Source organism: Hydrogenophaga intermedia (genome assembly GCF_023715105.1).
GTDB classification, from domain to species: domain Bacteria; phylum Pseudomonadota; class Gammaproteobacteria; order Burkholderiales; family Burkholderiaceae_C; genus Hydrogenophaga; species Hydrogenophaga intermedia_A.
On record NZ_JAMBNO010000050.1, the window covers coordinates 1 to 8439 of the forward strand.

Below are 8439 nucleotides of genomic sequence, written 5' to 3' on the forward strand. Positions count from 1 at the left end.
CTGACGCACCGCCTCCAACTTGAATTCCTGCGTGTATTGCGCACGCACCTGCTTGGCTTTCATTCCTTGACTCCTTGTCGGTATTTTCAACAAGGGCTAAGAACTCCACTTTTCAGGGGCAAGGTCAGGGCAGACCTGCGAGGCCGTCGCCACCTTCGTCGTCACCAGCCGCAGAACCGGCGCAAGCCGCCTGCATCTGGTTTGCAAGACAGAAGAATGCTCTCGCTCTCGGATCAACACACTCAAGCGCGTTGGCCGCGCGCTTGATGCGCAGGTCGTGGTGACCACCTTCGCGCAAGTGCGCTCCAACGTGGACGTCTTCTGGCGCATGGAACTGCTGCGTCAGGCCGGCGCGATCCATGAAGACGAAGGGCTCGAGCTCGATGTGCGGATCGCCTCGGCGCTGGATGCCTGCGGAGACACCGACCGTGGCCGCTTGGTGACGGCCCTGGGTGTGTCACCGCAACTGGCTGATGCGCGCTTGGCCTGGATGCACTGCCACGGCCTGCTGCGCCTGGACCTGTCGCAGGACAACTACCGCGTGCTGCGCCCGCAGGAGGTGCTGCAATGATCGAGGCGCGCAAGGAGCTGCGAAGAGCGGCCTTCTACCTCGCGATCCCCCCGCAGTGGCGAGACATCTCCAACTGGCCGGCAGTCGATCCCAACACCGTGCCGGACCTCAAGAAGAGGGCGCGCCTTATCGCCTTGACCAGGGCAGCCACGGCGTTTCTCAATCAGGCGCCCTTCCGCGAGGTCAAAAAGCTTGCCGGTTTGAGCGAGACGCAGTTCTTCCATCTTATGGTGCGCGCGCTCGGCGCGCAGGCCGGGACCGACCAGATCTGCGGAACCCGCGCGTTCGTTCGCAACCGGGTGCAGGCAGCACGCGAACGCAAGGTTCCGGCCGGCAAGACCAGCAAGTTCGGCGGCTACGCCGGCCTTTTCAAGAAGCTCGTAAAGGATCGCCCGGAAATTTTCCGGCGCCTGACCGAGTTCCTTAACGGCAAGGAGCGTCCTAACACCGTGACGCCCCATCTCATGCACGCCAAGTTTATCGAGATCTGCAAGGACGAGGGCCTGTGCGCCACCGACTACCCGCTCAATACCAAGGGCAAGGGCTATGAGCCCTTGCAAGGCTGGTACGAGAAGGTGTACCAGTTCGAGAACCGCCGCCGCCACATCGAAAAGCAGCACGGATCGGCTGCGGCCGTGGCCGCGCTCTACGAGTTGGGGGATGGAACCTCGCGCACGCCACCCATGCCCTACACCGTATGGGTGATCGACGAGATGAAGGTCGACCTGGAAGCGGTGATTGAGCTACCGATGGCGCGCTGGGACGTCGAGTTCGTGGCGCTCAGCCAATTCCAGGTCCTGCGCTGCCGCTCGATTGGCAACGTCGCTTGCAACATCGCCTGGCACATGTGCCTGCGGCAGCAGGCGGCCGGGTCCGACATCATCCGACTGTTCCGAAACGCGGTCCTTGGTCAACCGGCCGTCGACTGCGTGGAGGCCACCATTCAGTACGAAAAGGGCGCAGGTTTCCCGCAGAACGTGTTCGAGCCGCTTCGCTATGCGGTGCCGATCCTGGTCTATTTGGATAACGCGCTGTCGCACCTGTTCAACCCGCTGCAAACCCTTTTGCAGCGACTCTTCGGTGGGCGGGTGTTGCTCGGCATACCGGGGCGGCCGAAGGGCCGTCCCGACATCGAAAGCTCGTTCGGCCACCTGGTGCGCGCTCTGGTCCACCAGTTGCCGGGGACCACGGGCACGGGACCGCAGGATCCCGTGCGCGAGCGGGCCGCGATCCCGGTGGGCAAGCGCGTGCAAATCGGGCTCTTGGAGCAGGCGCTGGACGTCAATTTCGCCAACCAGAACGTGATGGAGAGTTCCGGAGCGGGCTACCTGGACTCCTTCACGCGGTTGGCGCGCCTGGTGCTGACCGACAAGATCAAGTGCAACTACCTGCCAGAGATCCGTCGCAAACCGCACAACTTCTGCGAACCCTGGCCGGTCACAGTGCACTGCGATCTCAAGGACAACCGCGGCAACTTCGTACTCTACAAGCAGCGCCGCTATGCGTCCCCATGGCTGAAGGTCCAGCCCGGCCTGGGCGGCAAGAAGCTCTTTGCTATGTACGACTACGAGGACCTGCGCACCCTGGAACTGGTGGACCAGTCATTCGCGACCTTCAACGTCGTCACGTGCGAGGGCCCCATGGCAAACGTGCCGCACGACCAGCGGATGCTGGAGATCATCAGCAAGAACCGTTCAGACGCGCGTTACCGGTCTCGACCCGGTGACTCCCCACTCTTTGGCGTTCTGCGCCACCTGGCCGAACGCGCCAAGCATGACAGTCAAGCGGCTCTGGAGTACGCCTACATCATGCGCTACCTCAAGCGCCAGTTGCCATCCGAGGCGATCCAGGATCAGGTCCTTGCCGTGGGAGCCGGCGACGAGTTTCTGGACGTCGATGCAGTCATGGTCCCCGATCGGTTGCCTCTGCCGCCGCCCCTGCAGGTGGATGGCCAGCCGTTGCCTGAGGACTTCTCCTCGAACGTGCCGCCCCTTCGGCCGGCTGCCACCCCTGCTGTTGCTCCCGAGGTGCCAACCGCGCTGGTACGCCGCTTTGTCGTGCCCAGGAAGTTGTGATGAGCGACCACCTAAACCTGTCATCCAACACGGACGAAAGGGGTGGCTTCTTTCCGAACCGGCCCATCTGGACGCCCGAGATCGAACGCAAAGCCATCGTGGTGGCCGACTGGGTGGAGTGCGAGCTGGAAGGTGGGCACATCTGGGGCATCCAGCGCGTGGGCAAGAGCGAATTTGCCAAGTACATCGAGCAAGTCCTCCCGGCGATGCTACCCGCCACGGCGGCTTTCATCTTCGAGTTCCTGCTCATGAAGCCGAAGACGCCGGAGGCTGTGCTCAGGAGGTGCCTTCTTTGCCTGGACAGCACCGCTGCTGCGGGTCGGGATCTGGTGACGATCTATAGCCGCGTGCTCGGTATGATTGTTGCCAGGTGCAGGGCGCTGCGCGTCAAGCGGGTGGTTCTGATCATCGACGATCTGCAGAACATCCCGCACGAGCTGTACCCGGTGTTCATGAGTCTTGCATCGGACTTGCGCAGGGCAGGGTTCGTGCCCCACATGCTGTCCATCGGTCAGCCGGAGATGAAAGCCACCATCGACCTGGCCTTCCAGAACAACTACCTGCAAACGATCGGCAGGTTCTTCCAGGGCATGGAGATCTACCACGGGCTGACTATCGAAGACATCGCGGCGCTCCTGACGAACATGGAGGGAGAAGGTCTGGAATTTACCACCCGCCACTTTCCGGATCGGGCTCGGCAAGGCTGGTCAATCACCGAATTGGCGCGGTCCATTGAGGAGGCCGTCACCTCCCTCTTGACCGATGACAACCTCACCGCCACCGCGGTCCGGCTTCCCTTTGCTTACTTGCGCCCAGCGTTGAATTCGATGTTCCTCCACCTGGCCGCCGACCCGCAGAGCGTGATCGACGCGGCGAGGGCGAAGGCTGCGATGAAGAAGGCCGGTCTGCACAGGGTGCTGCGTCACTATGTCGCTCGGTAATGCCATCGTGGAGCAGCTCGGGCAGCGTGGCGTCGGCGGCGCCACTCCGTCGGCCGTGATGCTGCTGACGGCGCTGGCCCACCGCCACGCATGGACCTTCGCAGACGGGCGCCGGATTCAAGGTTCAGTTCGCCGCAACGACCACAACGTCTTCCACATCGAAAGCTATCGGGAAGCCCATGGGCATGCCTTCGGGTTTCCGAGTCGGTTCTGGCGCGACAGCGTGGGCGCGTCGCTCCTGGGCGACGTAGAAGCCGGCCACATCCTGGTCGGCGAGTTTCGGTATTGCCAAGACTGCCTCTCCCAGGGTTGGCACACGGCGATGTTTCAGCACCTCTCGGTAGGCGCGTGCCCTGTGCACGGATGCGGACTGCGTGTGGGCTGCATCGAGTGTGGAAGTCCCATTCCGACCAGCACCAACTCGTTCCTGGAACACCACAACTTCTGCTGGTCGTGCGGCTACCCCTTCGTGCTGACCGGGAGCCTGGAGAGCTGCTTGTCCCAGGGGGTCGAGCAGCCCGAGGCCTTCCAACGCTTGTATGACGCGCTGCTACCGCGGGCACAGGCGTGCAACTTTTTCAGGCTGGATCACCCGGCCGCCAGGTACCGCCACGAAGCCCTGCGCATCCATCGCGTCTCGATCGGGCTGCACCGATCCTGGCCGCTCCATCGCGGAACGGCATTGCGCATGATCTCCGAGAGTCTGACCCCCCGATTCGGAGCGACGCTGAAGTACGCCGAGCGGCACGAACTCGCCGTCAATGAACGCGCGCAGGCAGTCTGGCAACTGCAAGAGCAAATCGAAGCGGTTGGGGGTTCCTGTTCGTTACTGCCGGAGCTGAACCACGCGCATGGCGGAGGGGTGCGGATCACCCGTCCCATGCACCTGACGGCGGTCGCATTGGCGCGCACGGCGGTGCAGTTGGGCAGGCCCAAGGAGATTTGGGAGCGAGGCCACTTGTGGCTCGGATCCTCGCTGCCCACCTTCGTGCAGTGGCTTCCTCAGGACGCGGCGGGCGCAGCCTATGCGGCGCGCTACCAAGTGTACAAGCTCTTCGCGCTCAACCTGCTGCGCATCCGATCCTTGCGCTGGATCGAGGAAGTGCCTTGGAATGAACAATTCGAACCGGCTGCCTTCTCAGCGCCATGGCGGCACGTCGAGGTGGGGGGCGAGGCGATGACGGAGTTTCGGTGTCGCATGAGCCTTGCAGGCGCCTTACGGCTGATTCGGCGGTATGGGGACCGGTTGTTGCCGTCCAAGTTGGAGCAGGGCGGTGGCAGTGTTCTCGACGCGCTCGATCCGATGCCGAATCTGGCCGCCGGCAGTGCTTGGCCTCCGTCCGGCCTTTCAGACCTCCGCGCGCGCTTTGCCGGCAAGGATTTCGCCCATCTCTGCCGGGTCGCAGGAACCCAGGAAGGCGGCGGGTGAGATCTTGCGCACGCGCGAATTGCCACCTATGGTGAAGGGCAACTCCCACCACAGAGCCTGGCGGTCCAACCCAGAATGGCCTACCGCCAGGTCCACGAGCTCTTGTGCAATTGCGCGTTGCCTGTAGTTGGCGGCAACCCATACGCGTGCGATCACAGGGTGGGCACGCATGGTGGCATGCTCTGGCCGCAGCTCTACGCCGCCCGGCTTCGCATCGTTCCATGCGAGGTGCCAGACATAGTCGGTCTGGCCGATGAACACCATGGCAATGCAACGTCCAGCGTCCGCCAGCACGTACAGCTGCTGCTCGGGCCGCCCGTCGCCGTCGACGCCAGTTGGACCTTCGATCTCGCGTTGCGCGACCATCGCGATGCTTGCCACCTTGGCCGCGATAGCTTTCGGCGCTCCGGCATCGATACGATGGGCGGCAACGCCTTGGATCGAACCAAGCTTGGGCAGCCGCTTCAAGCCCGGGGCGCGGGGCCCTGGGGCGAACGCGGCATGCTCGCGGAGTCACGGTACAGCCTCAAAAATTTGAACATCTTCGGCCAATGGGCTCGCGGCTTGTACACGATTGCAACCTCTTGATTGTCGAGGGCCGATTCGGTGAGAACGACGTGGTCTGCAACCTGCTTCGCGTTCTCGAACTCCTTGGCGTTTGCCTTGCAAACTGCCTTGAAGAACGGTCCGTTCAGCCACTCACGTACCTCTGGCGTGTGCTGAAACGTCAGATATCCAGCCAGTGACGCGTGCGCAACGGCCACCATGGCATATCCCAGCGGTACATCGTCGCGAACGAGTATGTACATATTCACAGTTCAGGAGAGATTGAAGTGCATCCGCGAATTCGCATCGACCCAGACGCGCCGCTTTCCGCAACCTTCGACCGCATCGAGCATCGCCTCGCGCCAGATGAACCGGCTGATTTCGTTTCGTACCACGCCATTTTGGACCTCACAGCCTTTGGCGAACCAGTCGCCGATTTTCTCGGTGAAGTGGGCACGCATCTCGTCGCCAGTGCGAGCGTATGCAATGCACGCCATGATTGAGCGCCCCTCGCCAGTGGCGGAATAGTCGCACCACGCAGTCCACAGGACCCGGTCGTCAGCCGTTTCACTCATCCGCGCACCGCAACATTTCTTCGGCGAGGGCGTCCGGCGATGTGGAGGTCGAAAGCCCGGTGATACGGGTCACGATTTCGCGTTCAAGGCCCACCTGGTAGATCTGGAAGGCACGCATCAATCCCGCGTCCGATATCTGCAGTTCGCTCTTGTCTCCGGCGCTATCAGGGTGTTGCATTAGTAGGTTCATGACGACATACAAGGCGGCGGTAAGCGAGGGCTCTTCGTCCTTCGTCCCGGATTCAAGTGTGCCCGAGCCAGCCTCGACACATCGAAAGTCCAGTGCAAGGCGAAGCAGCACGGTGTCGGGCAGAGACGTCGGCATGGCCGATCTCCATCCCCTGCCGTCCAACAGATTGTGAAGTTGTAGGAGGCTGGTCCCTTGTTTCGGGCGCAAGGCTTGCAAATGCATCGGCTTCCTGTGGGTAGTGCCTTGGGTCGTACTCCCTAGAAGAGCACTCAATCGGTATGTTGATCTGCATTTTGTACCATATATGCAGGTGCATAAATGAGCCAGTCTGCCCACAGTGCGGGGCATGCGAAAAGCTCAGGACCTACCGGTCCTCCGTGCTGCTGCGGCAGAGATCAAGTCACGCCGCGCCAGCTTGAAAATCAGTCAGGAAGAACTCGCTCACCGGGCGGGAGTACATCGCTCGTTTGTGGCTCGGCTGGAGATCGCTGAGACCCAGCCCTCACTTGCCGTGTTTTTTCGGCTTGCGGAAGCACTCGAGGTGGATGTCGTTGAACTTACGCAGGCGATGGCGCTGCGATATCGTAAGGAAGTAGGGCAGTCCCGCCGCGCTGGCCGGTAAGGTCTGGTTGGTGCCCTTCGTGGCCAAGCGATTAGGTCGGCGTGTTCTGCAAGAGAGAGGAAAGCTCACTGGTGAGGAATCGGAAGGAGCCCGCCGCCTCCACGGTTTCTTACTTGCCACCCAAGAAGAGCGCGGTGAGCAGTCCCAGCCCAATAGCGACGGCAACCGGATTAATAGGTGCCCTTCGGTTGGCCCTGATCAATGAGACGTGGCGTCACAGCGCGTCTTGAGGCTGACGTTGCACGCAGTCCGATTGCGTTTGCTTAGCGTTCTCAGCATAGCTCTCAGTTCAGATCCGCCTCCGGTACCAGACCGCGCTGAATGGAGAGCGCCACCGCTTGGCTGCGTGTGTGCATACAGTCAGGCACCTGTTCATCACGCGCGGTGCGCAGATTTGCACGGCCATTCCCGCACCGCAGGCGACTTCACTGGACGGCAACGGCCTGCAATCGGCCACTTTGGTGCGCATGGTCGCCTTTGCAGCTGGGCGGGCGTCCTCTCGCACCCCAGCATTTCGCGACATCCCATTCCCCAACCAGCCGCTGCGCGCACCGACCGTGGCAGAAGCGCGCGCCCAGGGCCGACTGATTCTGATTGCGGAGGACGACCGAATAAATCAGATTGTCATCCTGCGCCAGATCGAAGTACTGGGCTACGCAGGGGAGGTGGCCAGCAACGGGGCAGAGGCTTTGCGACTTCTTGACAGCGGCCCCTATGCGTTGCTGCTAACCGACCTGCACATGCCCGACATGGATGGTTACAGCCTAGCGCAGGCGATTCGTCGAGAAGAGGCCAGGCGGCAACGACCCGGGCAACAGCGCCTGCCAATTCTTGCGCTGACCGCCAATGCCTTGCGGGGCGAGGCGATCCGTGCCGAGGCGGCCGGCATGGACGCCTGCCTGACCAAGCCGATGCAGCTGCACCTGTTCGAGGCAGCGTTGCGGAAGTGGTTACCACAGGAAGTAGGGCGCAGCGAGTCAAGTTCCGTTCCGGGCGCCAACGCGTCGGCGCTGAGGACGGCGGCGGGCGTGATGCACATCGAATTGCTCAACAGTCTGATTGGCGATGACCCGGCAATGGTGCGTGGCTTGCTGCGCGAATACCAGATATCGTCCCGCCGTCTTGCGGAACGTATGGACGCGGCGTTTCTGGCCGAAGACTTCGCCCGTCTGGGATCTATCGCCCACGAGTTGAAGTCGTCTTCGAGGTCGGTTGGTGCGCTGAACTTGGGCGATCTCTGCGCCGAACTCGAGAACGCCTGCCGCACGCTGGTGCGTCAGAGCATTGCGTGCAGCATGAGCGATTTCGACGCCGAACTTCAAGTGTTCGACGCCCATCTCGACGAGTGGATCGCCCTTACGGCGTCGCTCCTGCAAAACCCCTGACGCCCGCATGAATGCTTATGTTTCGGGGTGATCACGGATACCCAGAACTCCCAGTTTGAATTTCAATAGCGATCAGTTTCTGGGAGATTTTGATGTTTGCTGATG

General features: G+C 62.0%; 10 protein-coding genes and 1 pseudogene. 6 read left to right on the plus strand and 5 right to left on the minus strand.

The genetic code is table 11. From position 1 onward, the window contains the following. Positions 1-280: 280 nt before the first annotated feature. The 4 genes from M3149_RS22215 to M3149_RS22230 are packed head-to-tail and all read left to right on the plus strand — an operon-like array spanning position 281 to position 5016. Positions 281-571, plus strand: coding sequence for a hypothetical protein (locus M3149_RS22215; RefSeq protein ID WP_251711548.1), 291 nt, complete (start codon positions 281-283; stop codon positions 569-571). Continuing rightward, positions 568-2646: a hypothetical protein gene (locus tag M3149_RS22220; protein WP_251711549.1), complete on the plus strand. Its 2079-nt coding sequence runs from the start codon at positions 568-570 to the stop codon at positions 2644-2646. The genes M3149_RS22215 and M3149_RS22220 overlap by 4 nt, the downstream gene beginning before the upstream one ends. After that, positions 2646-3587 (plus strand): hypothetical protein, encoded by a 942-nt coding sequence (locus tag M3149_RS22225; RefSeq protein ID WP_251711550.1) that lies wholly within the window; start codon positions 2646-2648, stop codon positions 3585-3587. The genes M3149_RS22220 and M3149_RS22225 overlap by 1 nt, the downstream gene beginning before the upstream one ends. A 7-nt stretch (positions 3588-3594) precedes the next feature. Further along, the gene (locus M3149_RS22230) at positions 3595-5016 is read left to right on the plus strand and encodes a hypothetical protein (RefSeq protein WP_251711551.1); all 1422 of its coding nucleotides are present in this window, start codon (positions 3595-3597) and stop codon (positions 5014-5016) included. Here the strand turns inward: M3149_RS22230 and M3149_RS22235 are convergent. The 4 genes from M3149_RS22235 to M3149_RS22250 all read right to left on the minus strand — a co-directional run bounded on the left by M3149_RS22235 (position 4936) and on the right by M3149_RS22250 (position 6462). Beyond that, entirely contained in the window at positions 4936-5484 is a 549-nt protein-coding gene (locus M3149_RS22235; protein WP_251711552.1) for a hypothetical protein, read from the minus strand. The genes M3149_RS22230 and M3149_RS22235 overlap by 81 nt on opposite strands. Further along, positions 5481-5825, minus strand: a complete 345-nt coding sequence (locus tag M3149_RS22240) for a hypothetical protein (RefSeq protein ID WP_251711553.1) — start codon at positions 5823-5825, stop codon at positions 5481-5483. The genes M3149_RS22235 and M3149_RS22240 overlap by 4 nt, the downstream gene beginning before the upstream one ends. 9 nt (positions 5826-5834) lie before the next feature. Beyond that, positions 5835-6023, minus strand: a complete 189-nt coding sequence (locus M3149_RS22245) for a hypothetical protein (RefSeq protein ID WP_251711554.1) — start codon at positions 6021-6023, stop codon at positions 5835-5837. Between the two features lie 106 nt (positions 6024-6129). Beyond that, positions 6130-6462 carry a hypothetical protein gene (locus M3149_RS22250; RefSeq protein WP_251711555.1) on the minus strand — a complete coding sequence of 111 codons (333 nt, stop codon included), beginning with the start codon at positions 6460-6462 and terminating at the stop codon, positions 6130-6132. Positions 6463-6673: 211 nt separating this feature from the next. On the opposite strand from M3149_RS22250, the pseudogene M3149_RS22255 reads away from it, so the two are divergent. Next, positions 6674-6826, plus strand: a pseudogene (locus M3149_RS22255) (helix-turn-helix domain-containing protein); the annotation flags it as partial. 3 nt (positions 6827-6829) lie between these two features. Here the strand turns inward: M3149_RS22255 and M3149_RS22260 are convergent. Next, positions 6830-6976: a hypothetical protein gene (locus M3149_RS22260; protein ID WP_251711557.1), complete on the minus strand. Its 147-nt coding sequence runs from the start codon at positions 6974-6976 to the stop codon at positions 6830-6832. 311 nt (positions 6977-7287) lie between these two features. Here M3149_RS22260 and M3149_RS22265 point away from each other — a divergent pair, with 311 nt between their 5' ends. Further along, positions 7288-8334 (plus strand): response regulator, encoded by a 1047-nt coding sequence (locus M3149_RS22265; RefSeq protein ID WP_251711556.1) that lies wholly within the window; start codon positions 7288-7290, stop codon positions 8332-8334. Positions 8335-8439: the final 105 nt, after the last annotated feature.